Below are 17,553 nucleotides of genomic sequence, written 5' to 3'. Positions count from 1 at the left end.
AATTCTTACTGGTCACGCTTACATTTGGAGAAGATCTCCAAATTACTTGATTATTTCCTTTTGATGCGGGGAATGACTGATTGAAGCAGCTTGTTTGGAGATGACAGCCTCGTAAACCTGAATTGTCAAAGATCCGATTTTCCCCCAGTCATAATGACTATGAACAGTACGTAAAGCAGTTGAAGCAAGCTTAGCGGCATACTGTGGCTGATCTAAAAGCTGAATGATTTGTGCGGCTAAAGCCTTACTGTCGCCTGGCGGACATGTACATCCGTTTACCCCATGGCTAACAATTTCACTGAGGCCTCCGACACTAGAGACGATAAGAGGTGTCCCACTGGCCATAGCTTCTAGTGCAACCAAGCCAAAAGGTTCATAGAGACTTGGAAATATACAAACCTCTGCCGTGTCTAAAAGTAAGCTTTTATCAGCCTCATCCAGAAAGCCTGGGAAGCTAACCCGATCTCCTAGGCTTGCAGCGAGTACCGCCAAGGCATCATGCTCCGGACCCGTGCCAGCAATAATGAGCTTGGCTTCCGGGAATTTCGCGAGCACGAGCGGCATTGCGGCTAGAAGGGTGTGAACACCTTTTTCATAGACAAGTCGACCTAGAAAAGCAAGAATGCGTTGCGGCTTACCCGTAGCGGTTATGGCGTTTGTAAGCTGAACATGCAAGGTTGGCCGTGATGGTTCGGAAGTACGAAAGAAAGCAACGCCGTTGGGGATGGCAGATATTTTGTGGGTAGGAATAGGAAAGAGAGACTTGATCTCCTGCTGCATGGATAGACTGCAAACAATAAGGTGATCAGCTGCTTCGGTTAATTTACCTTCTAGGGTATGAATCCGCTTCTGAAGCGGTGACTCTAATTTTCCAAGGTTTCGTCCTGTTTCAGTTGCGTGAATCGTCGCTAACAGCGGGAGATGCAATTGTTGCTTAGCGATATGCGCTGTGTAGTAAACAAGCCAATCATGTGCATGCACCACATCAAAAACGAAGCCCTGCCGCGTTAATCCTAGCATGAGGTCTGTGAACGCCATGTTCATTTGGAATACACGATCCAGGAAATGCAGGGAATCTGCCGCAGGGAGTACTTCCGCACGATGAAGATGGACCCCTTCTGAAACTTCGTAGGGCAGACATCCAGAAGCTTCACAGGTGATGACATGAACGGTATGACCATCGGAAGCGAGCTGTCTGGACAAATCGCAGACGGCTCTTGCAAGACCGCCTATGACGTGTGGAGGGTATTCCCATGCGAGCATGAGAATACGTAGTTTGGATGATGGGCTGGGTTGTACAACCTCTGTATGGGACGTAACGGCAACTTCTTTTAAAGGAATGAAGGCATCTACACGCACTAGCGAGTGTTGAATGTTCTGCTTGGCAGAAGATGACTGAAAAATGAGATAATGAAGTTCTGGTAAAAAAGGAGACTTTCGTTCTAAAGCGTGAACCAAAGTGGACAGCTCTTTGTCAGAGACGGCTTTATCTAGGTTATTCAGTAAGTGATGAAATTGAGATAAATGCGTTTCAATCCGCTTCTTCGCATACGAAGGGACGGTATCTGCATCCAGTATGAACGTCCAGTCGCTGCTCTGCGCGAGCATAAGCTCCCGCGCAGCTTGATTGAGCGCCCGCAGCTGCAAGCTGCTAAGCGCTGCCGGGTCATGGTGCTTCTGAGCAGCCAGCACCATGCGATCCTCCGCCGCGTGCAGCAGCGGCGTAACCCACTGGCTGCGCGGCTGCAGCCAGACCTCGGCATAGCCGCCGCGACCCCAGCTCGACACCGGAAGCTCCGCTACGGTGGTCGGCGCATGGGCGGCGGCGTAGCCGCCAAGCGTAGTCGTCTGCACGACTACGCTTTCATCGCTGCGCGCAGCAAAGCCGCGCAGCACAGCTTCAAGCCACTGGTGGCCTTCGTACCACCAGTGTCCGAACAGCTCGGCATCGTATGGACATACGATGACCGAGGGCTCCGCAGGCGCCGCATCCGCGCCTGCGCCTAGGGCTGAGCGCCGCTCCGCGAGGCGGCGCACCTGCGCGACCCGGCTAGCGATGAAATGCTCAGCATCCTGCTGAGCTTTCTGAGCGGCGCGCGCCGGGTTGTAGGGCACTTTGGCGTCAGCGGCAGCGCCGGTGACGCTGTAGTACTTGAAGCCCGTGTTGACGCGTGCGCCATCCGGCAGCACGTAGGGCTTCAAGTACGCCCACTCGGCGCCGCCATCGCGGCCGAGGTCGTGACCGATATCGCGATAATATTCGCGATAGGCAGGGTCGCCGGGATATCCGGCCTCGGCGCTCCATACGTTGGCGCCGGCTTCAGGATCCCGAGCGAATGCACAAGCGCCGCCTGGCGTGCGCAGCGGCAATCCTTCGATGTTCGCCGTTTCATCGCGGCGTGCTAGGGTGTGCGCATGCGTCTCTACGACGAAGTAGCGAAGACCTAGCGCTTGCAGGTGAGGTTCAAGCGCAGGGGAATAGCCGCACTCTGGCAGCCAGATGCCTGCGGGAGCAACGCCGAAATGCCGTCTGAACTCCTGCACAGCCGCTTCCAGCTGTGCGCGCAACGTGGCATCGTGCTTGACCAGCGGTAGAAACGCATGTGTAGCGGCACAGGTTATTACTTCTAAGCAGCCTGTACTGCTGAGGCTGCGGAATTTCGCAATAAGGTCGCCGTGCAGCCGATCATATAAGAGCTTGAGCCGGTGATAATGATCGGCATAGAGTTTGGCTAAGGGGCCGAAGTCCTCATCGCCCCACAGGCGAATCACTTCTCGCTGCCCCAGCTCGCAAAGCGAGGAGAGGTGCTTGCGAAGTCGCAAGTGCAGCCGAGAATCCTCTAGCATGGCAAGCAGCGGAGGAGACAAGGACAGCGTAAGGCGAAAGGGGACTCTTTCTTCAATAAGTCTCTCCATCATGTCGATGAGAGGAAGATACGTATCGACAACCGCCTCGAAAAACCAGCGTTCTTCCAACGTAATCTCAGATGCCTGATGGCGAACATAAGGGATATGGGCATGCAAGAGCAAAGCAACATGGCCTTGTACGTTAGTGCTCAATCAGTATCGCCTCCGGATTCCATATCTACAAGGTAAGTGTTCTTCGGGACATACACCGAATAGGCCGAGAAATAGGCATGTGCATCAGACGTTACTTGCTGTAAGAGAAGAGGCGCCAGTTGGTAGATGTAAGGTTGATCAGATTCGGCTGGATGCTGTGCGTTAGACAAGCTCAGCTCTGGAATTTGAATCGTATTGGAATGAAGGAGCGGAAGGAAACAGCCTTGTTCATTCCGGATACCAAGACTTGCAAAGTACGACTGACCGGAAGTTAACCCGCGAATAAAGCAGGAATCTTCTTGGGGAAGTAATAGCTCTGAGACCCGTTTAACGGGCTGCTGCAGCTTGGTGAATGACATGCTGGGAGAAGGATCTCCGACTTCATGAAACCGTAGGGTGGGAGTTAATGAACGCCAGTCCTTCTGGAAGTGCTCCTGAAGAAGCAACTGCTTACTAGTTGAGAGCTGCCAATAAATGAACTGCACGACAGGAGATTGTGCCAGTAAATAAAGTGTATCGCAATCATTGGCAAAGGGGCGTGCTTGAGTAGAGATCAGACTCACCTTTTCTAGAGTTATCAGAATTCAGAGTTCATGAAGCAAGAGGACTGTATAAGTGTAGTAAGAAGAGCAATTTGTGTTAATCCTATGTTTTATTGTAGCATATGCACCATATAAACCAAAAATCTCCACCCATATAGAAAGGGAGGAGATTGCTTGCCTACCACTAGGGGTTTGCTCGTCAGGCTTGCATGAGGGGAAAGAAAATCTTATGCATCACTCGGCTGGCATGTTATCTTCCATGAACCTACTCTCCGTAAGTTTCATTAGAGAATCATACCGATTCGCCGATGTGAAAACATAGAGATACTCATCCTGTTTTACATTGGTGTAGGAGGCTCTGAATCCGGTATGATACTGAACTGTCATGCTGGAAGATTGATCGTCATACTGCACAAAGGCAATCTGTCTTGAAACACTCGGAATCATATTCACGCCGCTCTCCCCTTCATCTTAAGAATTCGGAAAACACGTATTGGATCGATCATTACTATAATTATGCTTATTCAAACACATTTAGAATGATTTGACATAAGCTAGCTCTCATATGAAAAAGGAATTTCACACATTTGTAACGAATATATTAAAGGAATCCGGTGATTGACGAAGCATATGCTTACGAAGAGAGTTTTGCCAAGGCAAAACTTTAAGGAGGGAATTCCATGAGTTTTTGCTGTGGAGCCAGTATGATTGGAACGAAAGGTACTTTGAAGCACGTACGTACACAAATTCACAATGTGCCCATTCTCTTCTGCCCGGTATGTCACCATATTGAGGTTCACTATTTGGTGGAGAATGAATATGAAATTCTCGCCGAGTATGCGCATGGGGATGGAGCTGCAGAAGTAGATTTTATAGAATACGTAGATGGCAAAGATCATATGTTGCACGATAATTGTGTCAATCACGAAGGGGAAGAGCCGCTCGATATCGTTCGCTGTCAAATTGACATGGCGCTAGATCTTCTAGGCTTCGCCAAATCCATTGCCGATCAAGAATGGGAAGAGCAACTTATGAAACGATTGAAAATGCTTAGCGCACGCCGCGACAAGCTAAAAAATAAAAAAACCTCTAAGAATTCCTAGAGGCGTTTGGAAGACAAAATTGTACGCAATAAACGCATCCGTCCATGTAGACGGATGCGTTTATTTGATTTCCTGAAGCAGCCTAGCGAAATCCTTTTGCAAATCGCGGCTCAAAGGAATTTTGACGGAAGTATGTCTTAAATGAATGACAAATCTCCGTGAAGTGGGAAACCCGCTTTCCTTCACGAAGGAAACGACGTGCCTTAGATTGACGAGATAGCCCTTGAAGGGGCTGAACAAATGTGTCGTACTCTGAGCTAGAATCTCAGATAAATTAGAACTGGATTCCATTTGAGCACCATTCACCAGGTGAATTCTGGAGAGACGTTTGTCTTCCTTTTCAACAAAAAGAATGGCGTCTTCGGAAATGGGGAGTTGCGATTTTTGATTTTTAACTGTAATCCATGTAGCAGAAGTAGGTTGTGGTTCAAGCGATATACGGCTTCGCTCCAGTTGAATTTCAGCAATAGTTTTGGAAATAGCTGCTTGAAATTTTGGCAGTATGACAGGCTTAGAGAGAAAATAGACAGAATCCAGTTCATGGAAGGCTGTCAAAATATGCTCCGTATTCGTTGTTCCGCTTACCATAACGACCTTCATTTGGTACCCAGAAAGGCGTAAAGCTTGAACAACACTGATCCCATCCAAATTACCTTCAAGACCAATATCCATGAGTAAGATATCTGGCTGCAGCTTATCGTATTCCCTCAGAAATTGCTCCCCGTCCGACACGTTGGCAATGACCTGCAACCCGCATTGCTGACAATAGCTTTCAAGCAATTGCCCTACCCAATAATTATCTTCTACGATCGCGACTCTAAAGCGATGCTCCATTCCTTAAATCTCACTCCAATCCTTTCTATATCTCTGTAAGGACCATGTCATCTTATACTCAGAAACAGCCAACTTAGTCCACTTCGACCGCAAAAATGCAGTTATCCTGTATAGTTCTAAGTGGAGTTGAAAATTGTACGCTGCGCTAGATAATGGCAGCACTAGGAAAAGAGGGAAAGGAAATTGTTTACAGGGGAGAAGTTGATTCTATCCGTACTTCATTTTATTCCCATGCTCTTTTTCTCATTGATGTTATTTAGGCTTCGTCTTAAGCCTTATTGGAAACAACTATCGCTTGCTATCGTAGCAGGATCGGTACTTACCGCCAACAATCCGTTATTGTTCGCTGTTATTATCTGTATATTACTTATTGTTGTTTGGAAATATCGGTTCGTACCAGCGTTACTTATGGCACTTTCAGGTTACGTGATGTGTGCCTTTATTTCGACAACGGTCATCGTTAGTCTTAATTCCACGCAATCGGCCGAATTTTTGGAGATGAGAAACAATCCAGTCATCGTCAATGCAACTCGTGCTATTGTCGTAGTTGTGAAATTTGGTATTCTTTTTGGTTTGTATAAATTTCGTTTAGGTTTTACGTTTCTGTCGAACTATACGAAAATTCCACTTGTACGGGAGAATATCGGTGTATACCTGTTCATTATTGTAGTACTACTAGGACTGATCTACCGTCATTCCTATCCAGCAAGTGTGTATAGTGTAGCAATGCCAATTCAAATGTTGAGTATGGCAGTTATTCTTTTCCTTTATACCATGTTAGGAAAAGAACTTAGTTTTCAAAGATGAAGCACATGCGGAAGATGATGCCGATGAATCGATAGCAAGACCATTGTTACAAGCGATATAATCGAGTATCATTTGATGATATTTTTTCTGCGGAATGGCTGCCGCAACAATATAAGGTGCGTGGTCATAGATGTCAAAATAAAGTCTGCCCTCAGCGGGGGCATACTTTTTTATTTTTTTCAGATTAACGAAAAGATGCATATCCAACTTCACAAAGTTGCGCTCAGTTAACGTTTCAATGAAATGGGTGAAGGCCACAAGAGATTCGACCTGCTCCTCTTTCATACCATCTTCAGAGACATAAAGAATGGATTGAATGCCGAATTCAACATACCAGATATTGTCTAAATTCACTTCAGCCGGTTTTGACCAAGTGGAAGTTTCTTCTAGATATCCTGCCTTTTTAAGTAAATCCGTATACGGATACTGATAAGCTTGTGCCAACTTCCTCAACGTCTCCGGAGAAGGCTTAATGACATCATTCGTAGTACGATTTCTTCCTAGCTCCAAATCCCTGATATATGCATGTGATAGGCCGCTTTTGTTAGCTGCTTTACGCAAAGAAGCTTTGCCTCGTAACGTTTCAAGAAACTTACCGAAATGATTGTTTGCTTCCATATGAACACCCCCCTGTCTTACCACATCAGATTAGAAAAAATCTCCAGAAGATAAGCCTTCCAAAAACGTCCATCTCATTGGTAATAAAAGTTACCTCTATTCATTGTCAGTCGTCCGAGATGACATATCGATTGAGGTTATCTTAATATTATAAAGGATTGATAAAGCAATTGAAACCGTAAACAAGGGTTTATTTGCCAGTAGGTGCTCATTTACAGATCTATGTTATAATGAATCAGCAATTTATTTGTAATTTTCATCATGTGTACCCCCCTAATTGATATACATAAGGACGAAACTACTATACTGTGAGGTGGAAAGGTGCTACTGGTACTATTCAAAAAGTTTCTGGGAAAGAATGAGTCCCATGGAAAAAATGAACCGCAAGCCTCTTCACTTGAGGTCACTATACATCAAATCCAAACGGGAGACCTACGACTAAGGAATCAATTTATTGCGGACTATCAACCGTATGTAGCTAAAGTAACGAGCAGATTCTGCAAACGATTTATTGATCCCGCACGGGATGATGAATTTAGTATTGCATTAGCGGCCTTTAATGAAGCTATTAATCAGTACTCTTCGGTCATGGGAAGGTCTTTCCTAGGTTTCGCAGAGACCGTAATTAGGCGAAGGCTTATTGATTTTATTCGTAAGGAACAACGCTTTAAAGGGCAAATCCCTTATAGCTCGTTTGATCAAGAAGATGATGAAGACAACTTAATGAATCCGATTGAGGTTCATCAAGCGATTGAAGCCTATGAGAAGCAGAAGGGCTTAGAAGAAAGACGAAGTGAAATTATCGATTTTAATCGCTGTTTAAGTGATTTTGATATTAATTTCTCGGAGTTGACAGATGCCTCTCCGAAGCATGACGACTCAAGGCAGATGCTGTTCGGCATTGGCCGTACACTTGCACAGGATTCAGAGCTTATGCGCACTCTGTTGACGAAACGACAGCTGCCGATCAAAGAGCTGCTCGAGCAAGTCCAGGTTTCAAGGAAAACTTTGGAGCGAAATCGTAAGTACATCATTGCAATTGCACTTATTTTTAACGGTCCTTATCCGTATTTACGGGATTACTTACATATTCGTGATGACGAAAGTTGAATGAAAGGAAGAACAGCGCATGAACAAGGGGATCGTAATGGAATTAAGCGAGGGCTCCATTATTGTAATGAATTCAGAGGGTCGGTTTGATAAGCTGCCAAGAGGGACGCGCAGCTGTGAGTTGGGGGAAGAGATTCTCTACGCGCCGATGAAGCGTCGGCTGCAAGTTCCGCAAATGGCTATCGTATCGGCACTAGCTGCAGCGATTGTCGTATGCTTCGTCTTGGTTTCTACCTTATCTGGAGGTGTACCAGGCAATGGCGTAGTTGCGTATGTTACCATTGATATTAATCCCAGTATTGAAATTGGCATTGATGATCATGAGATTGTTCGTGATCTTCATGGGCTTAATACAGATGGTGAGGATTTAATTCAAGCTTTGGTATTTGAGGGTAAATCGTTGGAGGATGTCACGTCTGATATTCTCGATAAAGCGGAGCAAGGAGCCTTGGCCAAAGGTGAAGGAGATATTATTATTTCTTCAACCGTGGTGGAATCCAAAACAACAGTTAGTGATGAAGCTATCGCGACGAAACTGAAAGCTCAGGTCGCTAAGCATATCGAGGACAGCCATCCAGACCAAGTGAAAAACTACGAGGTGCAAGCCTTTGCTGCCCCGCAAGAGGTCAGGAAGGAAGCCCAAGCGAGTGGTGTATCTGCTGGTAAATATGCGATATATCTAAACGCGATTGATAATGGTGTGAAAGTCTCGCTGGATGATATTAAAACAACGTCTATTCATCAGCTTGCCAAGGACAACGGTGGTATCCAAACGTTTGTTAAACCAGATAAACCGATTGATAAGTCTTCTTTGCAAAGATTGCTTGCTGACGAGAAATCCGGCAAACTGAGCGAACGTGCACAACAGACTTCGATTGTTTCCAAATCGGATACGGGGCGTTCATCAACAAAAGATGATGATAAAAACGGTAAAAATAACAATGGCAAAGGGAATGGGAGTACTACCCCAGGGAAAGTAACCAATAAACCAACGCCACCGCCGCCATCATCGAAGAATGATAGAGATAATAATAACAAGAATGACAATAACGGCAGAAATAATAACAACAACAATAATAACAGCAATAACAATAATGGTAAGAACAACGGAAATGATAAAAACAATAACGATAACAACAATAAAGATGATCACAAAACGACCCCAAAGCCTGATGGTAAAGATGACGACGATGGGAGACCCAGTATAACGAAGAAACCAACAGCAACATCAACACCAAAGGCAACACCAACGCCGAAGGCAACCCCGACACCTAAGCCAACTATTAAGCCTACAGTGAAGCCGACAAGCACGAGTAAACCTACGGTGAAACCCTTTCAAAGGGATGACAACGGGAAATTCCCTGGCGTGAATTGGGGCTGGGGAGATAGAGACCGGGACGATAATGGTAATGAGGGAAGACGGTAGTAAACAGAGCACCTGAGCAGTTTTTGATTGTGCCCGGCTAGGTGAGAGAGCCATTAAGATAGTCGTGTTAATGAATTAAAAAATGATATAAAAATCCCCTACCAACTAAACTTGGCAGGGGATTTTTATGTAAGCTACACTTAATTTACATTTAAACCGACTACTTGAGTGGCATTTGGAACTTCCAGGGGTGAACTAGTGCCATTACCAATTTTACCACCATCATTTCTTCCCCACGCCCATACCGTGCCATCCTGTTTTATCGCCACTGCATGGTCTGTTGAATTATCTACTGCAACAACTCCATTTATACCGATAACTTGATGAGGTGTTCTTAAGGATGAACTAGTGGTAGTAGCGGTAACACGATTGAAACAGATGCAATTTCACCGAGTTCTCTTCACGTCAGCTATACGTGGCATACAACAGCAAGCACTGTAGTAGGTCAATATAGCATAAATTTTCATTACCCTTCTGCACCAAATTGGGATGATGATTTTAAGGTTGCCGTTACAAGTAGCGGAACAGGGAATGCACCTTCATCACCGACCAATCTTGCTGTTACAAATATTACTGCAAACAGTATTAAGTTAGGCTGGGCTTCGGCTTCCGGAGCAACAAGCTATGATATTTATTTAAATGACGTAAAACAAACAAATATCTCAGGTACATCGTACACGTTTAACTCTCTGACCCCAGGTATAAGTTACAAGCTTGGTGTAAGAAGTGTAAATGCCTACGGAACAAGTTCGAGCGCTTCTATTTTTGCATCAACGATCGTTGTTCCGCCAACTGCTCCAGTAGGACTAGTATTAACTGCAATTAGTGAGAATAGTGTCACCTTATCGTGGACGGCTTCATCGGGTGCAACGGAATATCTTATTCAGAAAAATGATGTTCCCTCAGGAAGTAGCACTACAAACCATATTACCGTTAATGGATTAAATCCATACACGAATTACACTTTCGGTGTCGCGGCAAAAAACACAGTTGGTACGAGCAGTTATTCGGTAATAAGTGTAACGACGAGCCCTCGAAGTTTATATGAAAGTTTACCGATTGATGAGGACATTGCCGAAGGACAATTCGGTATATATTCATTCACCCCTTCGGTGTCGGGTCAATTCAAAATTTTCACGAGCGCATACGGGGGGTTTGGGGCACCTTCAGATACCGTTTTGGAATTATATAGAGACCTCAATTTTACTAACGAAATATCAAGCTCGGATGATACCAGTAATAGTGTATTTTCGCAAATAGATACCGTTCTAGAAGCAGGCGTCACTTACTTTGTTAAATTGCATGGTATTGAAGATGCAGAAGTTCAGGCTAGGCTTACAGTAGAAGCTGTAGGAGCAGGTATTCCTCAAATTCATGCAGGTGCTCCTGTTGATTTCCAAACGGAAGACAACGAAACCAAGGTGTATGTATTTACGCCAAGCTCTTCGGGATCATATAAGATTTATACTGAATATTATGAAGGAAATATCGGCGATGGTGAAAGGGATACGGTTCTTTCAGTTTTTGATGATATTAATCTCACTCAGTTGATTGACTACAATGATGATGAACACGGCACTCTTTTTTCTGAAGTTACTATTAATTTGGTCGCCCATGAGCCGTATTATATTCAAGTATCAGGATATGGTGAATCAGCTGTAAGCGCACGACTTAGCATTATTCAAAATCAAGCGGTTTCTTTTGGGGAATTGCAGGCCAAAGTAGCTGCGGATATTTCCAAGCCTGCTCAAGAACAAGTATATTACTCATTTACACCAACAGAATCAGGGCAGTATCGCTTTTTCACGTCTCCGGTTCCGGGTAATGCAGTTATTAATGATACATTTCTGTCTTTGTATGCAGATACAGGATTGGCTGTACTTATTGCTCAAAACGATGATGTGCAAGGTGCATTAAAGCCATATGGGAGCTTGTTCTCGAAAATTGAAGTAAATTTAGTTGGAGGGCAGACCTATTACCTTGTTGCAAGCAACTTGATTTCATCGCAGAGACTCGAAACGCGGTTAATGGTAGAAGATAAATTTTATTCAGACAAAGCTCATGCCAAGTCAGCAACTTGGGAGGAGATTTATGAAGGAGATATATCTTCGCTTTACGATGTTGATTACTACAAAATTTCAGTCTCTCAACCAATGTCAATTCATTTGAATGTTACAACAAATGGTATATTCCTAGAAGATGCAAGCGGATATTTGCTCCAAATTTTTGTGCCTGGTGATAGCACAGGATTATATCAAATTAAAACACCAGGGACATATTATGCAAGAGTGCAATATTTTGATAAACATAATAGTTTTAATATGTCTTCACAGACAGTTAATTCTTCTGGATGGTTGGATTGGTTTTACTCAACTTCAGCCAAAGCAACTAATGTAGATGACCCGATATTTGAAGCAACAAGTGGGATGGATTCGGCAACTGTCGAATGGGATTATAGTCAATTCCATAATGCGACGAAGGTAATTGTTCGCAGTAACGTTACATTATTGGATGTATACACCACAACACTGGGGTATCGGGGGGCAGGAAGCCATCAATTTACTTGGAATGGGGAAACTTCATCGACTGAACCCAACCCTGAGACTCTCGGATTAGCATTTGATGGTAATTTTAATGGTCTTCCAGAAAGATATTATGCGCGAAATGGTAAGTATACGATTGTTATCGCTCCTGATGATTCAAACAGTAACCATAAAGCTTTCGGAGAGGTAACAGTTGCAAATAGTGAAATGGATATACCAAATTATTTCCAAGCTATACCAATGGAGCAGGATGGTCAGCTTATTACCTCCGATACGAACTGTTATGTATGTTATAACTATTTTATGCAGTATGTATGGCTTACAGATGGGTATACAAGCAATCCGACTACGGCATTTGAATCTTGGTTTAATCGTATTTATGGTTTAGACGGGATCGAACGATTCTGGGCAACCGTAGATGAATCCCTCCTTGGTACAAGTGAGGATCCTATTGATAATATTAATACATTGTTGAGTACAATTGGACTAGTACCGGTATTTGGTGAAGTGGCAGATGGAATTAACGCTGTCGTTTATATCATGCGTGGAGATGCTGTGAACGCAGCACTATCTTCAGCTTCTATGATTCCGATTGCGGGTAATGCACTTGGCTGGTCTATGAAAGCTGGGAAGGGCGCCAAGGTAGGATTAAAATGGTTTAGACAGTTTGATGAATTTGCTGTTTGTGTCAACTGCTTTACAGCAGGAACGGTTGTGAAGACCGATCAGGGTCAACTACCGATTGAACAGATTCAGGCAGGAGACCTTGTTCTTTCTAAAAATGCAGAAACGGGAGAGGTAGCTTACAAACCTGTAGAGCATACTTTTGAAAAAGAGATTACAACCGCATGGCACCTTACCTTTGGCAATGAAACAGTTACTACTACCGACCGACATCCGTTCTGGATTCAAGGCAAGGGCTGGGTCTTAGCAAAAGATTTAAATGTGGGAGACTTGTTAGAGAAGAGCGATGGCTCTCTTGTTGCAATCGAAACGATTGAGGTAAAAGAAGAGAATGTTAAGGTTTATAACTTTAGTGTACAGGACTTTCACACTTATTTCGTTACGAATCTTGGCATATTTACTCATAATACGAGTTGTATTCCTGTAGCTAATTACATTTCGGGTCTGGATGATGATTTGTCGAAGTTTATCACTTCCAAGGCTTCAGGGTCTACACCATCCAAAAAGTTAGGTAACGAAATGGAAGAAGCAGGGCTGATTCCGGATCGGACAGACGGAATGCAATGGGATGCTCATCATATTGTTCCTTATGATTACCAACGGTTTCCTGCGGCAACACAAGTTAGGGATTTGCTAGTAAATGATTTTAAAATCGATATAAATTCTATTGCCAATGGCATGTGGCTTCCTAGAAAGCAAGGAACACCTATTCATGAAATGATCGATTTGAACAATGTCGAAGTAAGAATTGTAAACCATAGTAAAATTCATACTAAGAAATATTTTCAATTTATTAATGATGAGTTACAAAAAGTATATGATGACTATAGTGATTTGCCTTTAGAGCAATTGCAGAAAAAAGGTGTTTTGAAATTGCAGGAAATTCGACAAGGATTAATGAATCGTGATATTATTATGGGATTAATTAACAATTGATGTAACCAGAAGCATCTAAGGAGCATAGTGCTTTTCATGCACTATGCTCCAAATTATTTTTTCATATGGAGGTAGAGTTATGCGTATTTGGAGGCTTGGATTTAAAGATAGTGTTTACACGTATTTAAACCCTGATGATTACAGGAAACATATAAGGGACGGTTTTAAAGGTAAACCAATGAAGGGGGATTGGAAGCCAATCGATGTTGAATTAATTGACAAGTCAACTAAACTATATGATTTCACAGGTTTTGGAACTGCCCAACCTATTTTAAATAAAAAGGTATTTGATGCGTTGGATCCTCTTATTCATGATAAAGTAGAATATTTGCCAATAGTATATGAGGCTGACAAGTTATGTTTTGTCAATATATTGAATGTACTGGATTGTCTTGATCTTAACAAAGCAATTGTAGTAAGAGATGAGGAATATAACATTGTCACTGCTATTAAAAAATATGCATTTCAAGAACAATTAGTTAAAGATGAAGTGATTTTTAAATTGCCATATTTCAGAGGTACCCATTATTTTGTTACCGAAAAATTTCGCGATGCCGTTATAGAGCATGGCTTGACTGGATTTGAGTTTGAAGAAGTATGGAATTCGGAGGAAGAGGAGAATGAAGATGCCCCGGTCATTCCTCCGAAGTTTGAAGGAAAAGCATACAAATTTGTTGAAGCACTGGATATGATTGAGCAAGGCAAACAAGCCATAGCCAGCGATCGATACGTCCTGCAAAATGACGATCAGAACAGAACATGGCTAGGCATCTTGTTGAATAATGGGACTTATCATTGGACTATTCCTGTATCATTCCCACCGACTTTTGTGGAGATGGATTGGTATTTGATTGAAAAAATGAAAGCTGAATAAGTCAGTCCAGGTAATCCGCAGTGATGCGCGACACATTCGAAGCTGTAGAAAAACCTTTAATCCCTCGAGACAAGTTGGGATTAAAGGTTTTTTTTAACTAATCCATCGTGCAACGTGCTGCGGGAACGGCAGACTGCATGATGACATCCTATTAAGAGCGACTTTTACATTAATATCTTTACAATCCATGTCGTTAGCGCCTCTAAAGGGAATACGCCTAATGCACCAGGAAATCTGAGCATTACGAACAAGACCTCGTCCAGTCTTACGCTAAGCTGGTCAGCATCTGCGTATTCAACAGGGTATACGGTTTATTTGAACGGTAGTGAGTTTGCAACTACGTATAGTACGAGCTATACATTTTACGGATTGGCGTCAGATACAACTTATACACTTGGCGTAAAAGGTGTAAATAGCTATGGAAGTAGTTCCGTAACGACAACGTCAGGCACTACGCTAGTGGATGTTCCGACGGTACCACTAGCACCTGACTTATCTTCTTTAAGCGTCACTAGCACGGATACTACTGTAACGTTGAGTTGGAGTCCATCTAGCGGGGCAACGTCGTATCGAGTTATTTTGAATGGATCCTATTATGGCACTACGAATAGCACCTACTTTACTTATACGGGATTAGAACCATTGACTACGTACTATATCGGGGTAGCCGCTTCAAACACGGCTGGAACAAGCTCTTATAGCCCTATAATTGCTAGAACTCGGGCTACAACCTTGCTCCTGAACAATCCGATTGATGTGGATCTCGTTTCGGATAAAACACGTGTATATGCATTTACCCCACCATCGACTGGCGTGTACTCCTTCTACACGGGTTCATATGGCGGATCAGGAACGCTAAACGATACCATGCTTGATCTTTATGAAGATGATCAGTTAGCCAACCAGATAACATCTAATGATGATGCTAGCGGCAATACCCTTTTCTCGGAGATTAAGCGGACGCTGCAGGGCGGAGTCACGTATTACATTAAATTATCCGGCTATGAAACTACTGCTGTTCATGCGAGAATCACGGTTACTACGGAAACTAGTTCGATCCCTCCGTTAGCGTTGAACGCTCCTGAGGATATTAGCGCCAGCCAGGCAGGAGATTATGTTGTCTATCAATTTACCCCAGCGCAATCGGGTGAATATGAGTTTAGTACCAATTACTACGGTGATAGCCCAAGCAGTCCAGATAACGACACGGTAATGTCTGTGTTTAGCGATTATAACCAAACCGACCTAATTGGCTACAACGATGACATGGACGGCTCTTTGTTCTCTAACGTAAAGCTGAGCCTGATAGCGAACCATACGTACTTCATTATGGTTGAGAACTATGCGGGAGATCCAATCTACACGAGACTTCTGGCTACAATGAAGCAGCAAGTATCTTATGCCACACTAGGCAACCAGCAGTCTGTAGATGTTAGTCTGCCAAGCTATCGCAAAGCCTATTATCAATTCACGCCAAGCGCATCGGGGCATTACAGATTCTTTAGCTCGCCATTCCAAGGTCAAGCAGGTCTTAATGACACAGTACTTGAACTGTACGCAGATGCAGCTTTGACGACATTGTTATCTCGAAATGATGACGCATTAGACATTCATCCATATGGTGAAGTGTATTCCAAAATTGATTACACACTGACTCAAGGAACCACGTACTACGTTGTTTTGAGAAATTACGGCAGCGCAAGTTTGAAGGCTCGTTTGACGGTTGAGGATGATTTTGATAACACCAAGAATAGTGCAACCTCAGCAAATTGGGATCAGATATATTTAAATAATAGAATCAGTTCTTTATATGATGTAAACTACTACAAAGTTGTTGTTACTGAGAGACAAAAGGTTCATATTGGAGTGTCAAAAAATTCTTTAATGTTAGAAGATAATCAAGGTAATATTTTAGGTATATATGACCAGGGGAACTCGGATACTATTTCTCTTAGTCCAGGGATCTATTTCATAAGAGCACAGTATATTAGTCCTACCCAAGGTGTTTCAGAATTATCGGTAGGAAGTTTTACTGGCTATAATTTTGATTTTTCCGGTAAAGTCGGATCAATTGGAGGGTCGATAAATCCTCAAAGTATTAATATACAAGCTGTCCCAATTCAAGATTATTATGGTCGGACAGATGTCATTGATGCGACTCCACGAACTGGAAATGTACACGATTTTGTATTTAAATATGATTTACCTCACCAGGAAACAACAATAGATATCCATATGGGACGTAGAAACGATGACCCGATAGTTTATAGTATGAATTATAATATTGGATTCGCAGCAGGGCCAAACTCAATTAGTTGGGGGGGGGGGGGAAGTAAACCAAAATACACAGTATGCCATGCCTTATATTGATGAATTTTCAGGGGATCAATGGTACTATACAAGGGATGGGGAGTACTATGCAGAAGTATATCCAACGGGGCACCCAGATTGGGCAACTACATACAATTTTGTTGTAGCAAATAACCCATTAGATGAACATAATGCTATTATTCCTGCCCCGCCATCAGAGGAATATGGGATACCAATTACCTCCAATAATAAATATAAATGTCGCACTTGTTATAATTATTTTGTAAGATATGCATGGGATCCAAAATCGGGTGCCCCCCAAAGCGCATTTCCTGAGTGGGCAGCGAGAGTCTACGGTTTAAACGGTATTGAGACATTTTTTGGTGGCATGGAAACTTTCATGTATGATCCAAATGCTGATATAGAAACGAATGTTCACAAAATGCTCTCAAATCTATCTTTAATTCCTGTGTTATCGATTCCAGCGAGTGGTGTAGATTCAATTATTTATTTAGCAAGAAAAGAATATGCTGAGGCAGCACTAAGTGCAGCGTTAATGCTACCGGTTTTGGGAGATGTAAAGTTTGGAGGACAAGTTCTTAAACAAGTAGCGGTGACTACTGATCCCAAGATACTAATTAATAACTATCTTAAATTATATGGTTTTGTTGACTTAATACCAAAAATTGATGATATTGTTTAAATT

The 17,553-nt window shown here is 43.1% G+C and carries 14 protein-coding genes and 1 pseudogene; 9 read left to right on the top strand and 6 right to left on the bottom strand.

Annotation, left to right across the window (positions count from 1 at the left end):
* Nucleotides 1-42: 42 nt before the first annotated feature.
* The 3 genes from J2736_RS24605 to J2736_RS24595 form a co-directional block, all read right to left on the bottom strand.
* Nucleotides 43-3,060, bottom strand: coding sequence for a 1,4-alpha-glucan branching protein domain-containing protein (locus tag J2736_RS24605; RefSeq protein ID WP_310501233.1), 3,018 nt, complete (start codon nucleotides 3,058-3,060; stop codon nucleotides 43-45).
* Nucleotides 3,057-3,623, bottom strand: a complete 567-nt coding sequence (locus J2736_RS24600) for a DUF4912 domain-containing protein (protein ID WP_310501232.1) — start codon at nucleotides 3,621-3,623, stop codon at nucleotides 3,057-3,059. The genes J2736_RS24605 and J2736_RS24600 overlap by 4 nt, the downstream gene beginning before the upstream one ends.
* A gap of 213 nt (nucleotides 3,624-3,836) precedes the next feature.
* Nucleotides 3,837-4,049: a hypothetical protein gene (locus J2736_RS24595; RefSeq protein ID WP_310501334.1), complete on the bottom strand. Its 213-nt coding sequence runs from the start codon at nucleotides 4,047-4,049 to the stop codon at nucleotides 3,837-3,839.
* A gap of 233 nt (nucleotides 4,050-4,282) precedes the next feature.
* On the opposite strand from J2736_RS24595, the gene J2736_RS24590 reads away from it, so the two are divergent.
* Nucleotides 4,283-4,705: a hypothetical protein gene (locus tag J2736_RS24590; protein WP_310501231.1), complete on the top strand. Its 423-nt coding sequence runs from the start codon at nucleotides 4,283-4,285 to the stop codon at nucleotides 4,703-4,705.
* A gap of 60 nt (nucleotides 4,706-4,765) precedes the next feature.
* Here J2736_RS24590 and J2736_RS24585 read toward each other — a convergent pair whose 3' ends face one another.
* Complete coding sequence (locus J2736_RS24585) at nucleotides 4,766-5,539, bottom strand: LytR/AlgR family response regulator transcription factor (protein ID WP_310501230.1); 774 nt, start codon at nucleotides 5,537-5,539, stop codon at nucleotides 4,766-4,768.
* Between the two features lie 201 nt (nucleotides 5,540-5,740).
* On the opposite strand from J2736_RS24585, the gene J2736_RS24580 reads away from it, so the two are divergent.
* Nucleotides 5,741-6,346, top strand: a complete 606-nt coding sequence (locus J2736_RS24580) for a hypothetical protein (RefSeq protein ID WP_310501229.1) — start codon at nucleotides 5,741-5,743, stop codon at nucleotides 6,344-6,346.
* Here the strand turns inward: J2736_RS24580 and J2736_RS24575 are convergent.
* A complete protein-coding gene (locus J2736_RS24575) occupies nucleotides 6,317-6,964 on the bottom strand; it encodes a helix-turn-helix domain-containing protein (protein WP_310501228.1) in 648 nt (215 codons plus the stop codon). The two genes, J2736_RS24580 and J2736_RS24575, sit on opposite strands and share 30 nt — an antisense overlap.
* Nucleotides 6,965-7,285: 321 nt before the next feature.
* Here J2736_RS24575 and sigI point away from each other — a divergent pair, with 321 nt between their 5' ends.
* On the top strand, nucleotides 7,286-8,074 hold the full coding sequence (sigI, locus tag J2736_RS24570; RefSeq protein WP_310501227.1) for an RNA polymerase sigma factor SigI: 789 nt from the start codon (nucleotides 7,286-7,288) through the stop codon (nucleotides 8,072-8,074).
* A gap of 19 nt (nucleotides 8,075-8,093) precedes the next feature.
* Nucleotides 8,094-9,500 (top strand): anti-sigma-I factor RsgI family protein, encoded by a 1,407-nt coding sequence (locus J2736_RS24565; protein WP_310501226.1) that lies wholly within the window; start codon nucleotides 8,094-8,096, stop codon nucleotides 9,498-9,500.
* A 140-nt stretch (nucleotides 9,501-9,640) separates the two neighbouring features.
* Here the strand turns inward: J2736_RS24565 and J2736_RS34340 are convergent, their stop codons facing one another.
* On the bottom strand, nucleotides 9,641-9,811 hold the full coding sequence (locus J2736_RS34340; protein WP_397341547.1) for a hypothetical protein: 171 nt from the start codon (nucleotides 9,809-9,811) through the stop codon (nucleotides 9,641-9,643).
* A gap of 57 nt (nucleotides 9,812-9,868) precedes the next feature.
* On the opposite strand from J2736_RS34340, the pseudogene J2736_RS34335 reads away from it, so the two are divergent.
* The 5 genes and pseudogenes from J2736_RS34335 to J2736_RS24545 all read left to right on the top strand — a co-directional run.
* Nucleotides 9,869-10,507, top strand: a pseudogene (locus J2736_RS34335) (fibronectin type III domain-containing protein); the annotation flags it as partial.
* A gap of 171 nt (nucleotides 10,508-10,678) precedes the next feature.
* The gene (locus tag J2736_RS24560) at nucleotides 10,679-13,663 is read left to right on the top strand and encodes a polymorphic toxin-type HINT domain-containing protein (RefSeq protein ID WP_310501225.1); all 2,985 of its coding nucleotides are present in this window, start codon (nucleotides 10,679-10,681) and stop codon (nucleotides 13,661-13,663) included.
* 79 nt (nucleotides 13,664-13,742) lie between these two features.
* Nucleotides 13,743-14,537, top strand: a complete 795-nt coding sequence (locus tag J2736_RS24555; protein ID WP_310501224.1) for an imm11 family protein — start codon at nucleotides 13,743-13,745, stop codon at nucleotides 14,535-14,537.
* Between the two features lie 150 nt (nucleotides 14,538-14,687).
* Nucleotides 14,688-16,907 (top strand): fibronectin type III domain-containing protein, encoded by a 2,220-nt coding sequence (locus J2736_RS24550; protein ID WP_310501333.1) that lies wholly within the window; start codon nucleotides 14,688-14,690, stop codon nucleotides 16,905-16,907.
* On the top strand, nucleotides 16,894-17,550 hold the full coding sequence (locus J2736_RS24545) for a hypothetical protein (protein ID WP_310501223.1): 657 nt from the start codon (nucleotides 16,894-16,896) through the stop codon (nucleotides 17,548-17,550). The genes J2736_RS24550 and J2736_RS24545 overlap by 14 nt, the downstream gene beginning before the upstream one ends.
* The last annotated feature ends 3 nt before the right edge of the window (nucleotides 17,551-17,553 follow it).

The sequence above is a fragment of the Paenibacillus qinlingensis genome (genome assembly GCF_031455095.1).
GTDB lineage: Bacteria > Bacillota > Bacilli > Paenibacillales > NBRC-103111 > Paenibacillus_E > Paenibacillus_E qinlingensis_A.
Note: the sequence above shows the minus strand (reverse complement) of the source record. Positions and strands in the feature narration are given on the sequence as shown.

What these genes read in the sequence shown, in the direction of transcription:
- J2736_RS24595 (WP_310501334.1), bottom strand. Translation starts at nt 4,049, where the DNA reads ATGATTCCGAGTGTTTCAAGACAGATTGCCTTTGTGCAGTATGACGAT.
- J2736_RS24590 (WP_310501231.1), top strand. Translation starts at nt 4,283, where the DNA reads ATGAGTTTTTGCTGTGGAGCCAGTATGATTGGAACGAAAGGTACTTTG.
- J2736_RS24585 (WP_310501230.1), bottom strand. Translation starts at nt 5,539, where the DNA reads ATGGAGCATCGCTTTAGAGTCGCGATCGTAGAAGATAATTATTGGGTA.
- J2736_RS24575 (WP_310501228.1), bottom strand. Translation starts at nt 6,964, where the DNA reads ATGGAAGCAAACAATCATTTCGGTAAGTTTCTTGAAACGTTACGAGGC.
- J2736_RS24565 (WP_310501226.1), top strand. Translation starts at nt 8,094, where the DNA reads ATGAACAAGGGGATCGTAATGGAATTAAGCGAGGGCTCCATTATTGTA.
- J2736_RS24555 (WP_310501224.1), top strand. Translation starts at nt 13,743, where the DNA reads ATGCGTATTTGGAGGCTTGGATTTAAAGATAGTGTTTACACGTATTTA.
- J2736_RS24545 (WP_310501223.1), top strand. Translation starts at nt 16,894, where the DNA reads ATGCCTTATATTGATGAATTTTCAGGGGATCAATGGTACTATACAAGG.